Here is a 1265-nt window from a genome sequence, read left to right on the forward strand (position 1 = left end):
GGGTCTGCTGCACGATCAGGTGACAGTTTCGGTCACGCGGCCTGACTGGCCGGTGGGGTCATGATCGCTTCGAATTCCACCGGGGTCAATTGGCCGAGGCCGGCCTGGCGGCGACGGCGGTGGTAGGTGCGTTCGATCCAGGTGACGATCGCGATCCGCAGTTCTTCCCGGGTGTCCCAACGGCGGCGGTCCAGGACGTTCTTCTGCAGCAGACTGAAGAAGCTCTCTATCGCCGCGTTGTCGCCGGCCGCCCCGACGCGGCCCATCGATCCGACCATCTCGTGGCGGCTCAACGCATGCACGAATTTCCTTGACCTGAACTGAGATCCGCGGTCCGAGTGCAGAATGCACCCGGCCACCTCACCACGTCGCGCCACCGCGCTGTGCAGTGCCCGAGTGGCCAGCTGCGACTTCATCCGGTCATCGATGCTGTACCCGACGATCCGGTTCGAGAACACATCCTTGATCGCACAGAGGTAGAGCTTGCCCTCTCCGGTCATGTGTTCGGTAATATCGCTGAGCCACAATCGATTTGGGGCTTCGGCAGTGAAGTCGCGGTTCACCAGGTCGTCATGCACCGGCGGGCCGGGTTTCCCGTTCTTGCCCCGCTTCTTACCGAAGACACTCCATAAGCGATTCTGCGAGCAGATCCGCCAGCCGGTGCGCTCGGCCATCGGCTCACCGGCGTCACGGGCTTCCTCGACCAGGTAGCGGTACCCGAACTCCGGATCGTCGCGGTGGGCATCGAACAGGGCGTTGACGCGGTAGGCCTCGACGAGGTCGGCGTCGGTGACAGGCTGGGCCAGCCAGCGGTAATACGGTTGGCGGGCGAGCTTGACTACCCGGCACGTCACCGCGACAGGGATTCCGTCGGCGGCGAGCTCTTTTACGAGCGGGTAGATCCTTTTCCCGGCAGATTGGCCTGCGACAAATACGCTGCGGCCCTGCGCAGCACTTCGTTCTCTTGTTCCAGCAGCCGATTTCGACGACGTAGCTCGCGCAGTTCAGCAGAGTCGCCGGTGCTTTTGCCGGGTTTGGCGCCCTCGTCGATGTCGGCCTGGCGCATCCACTTGTGCAGGGTCATCGGATGGACACCGAAATCGGTGGCGACCTGCTCGATCGTCACACCGGCTTCGCGGTTGCGAGCGACGCGGACCACGTCGTCACGGAACTCCTGAGGGTAAGGCCTGGGCACAAGGACATCCTTCCAGCCTGCCCACGCGGGGCAAGCCAACTCAGATGTCACCTATTCGTGCAGCGGACCC

Annotated in this window: 1 protein-coding gene; it reads right to left on the minus strand. The window is 63.6% G+C overall.

The genetic code is table 11. The features are described 5' to 3' along the window. Positions 1 to 32: 32 nt before the first annotated feature. A protein-coding gene (locus AC5Y39_RS21215; protein WP_500021704.1) for an IS3 family transposase occupies positions 33 to 1195 on the minus strand; the annotation gives its coding sequence in 2 pieces (ribosomal slippage) (positions 33 to 908 and positions 911 to 1195; 1161 coding nt in all). Between the last annotated feature and the right edge of the window lie 70 nt (positions 1196 to 1265).

This window comes from Mycobacterium sp. NGS39 (assembly GCF_059812765.1).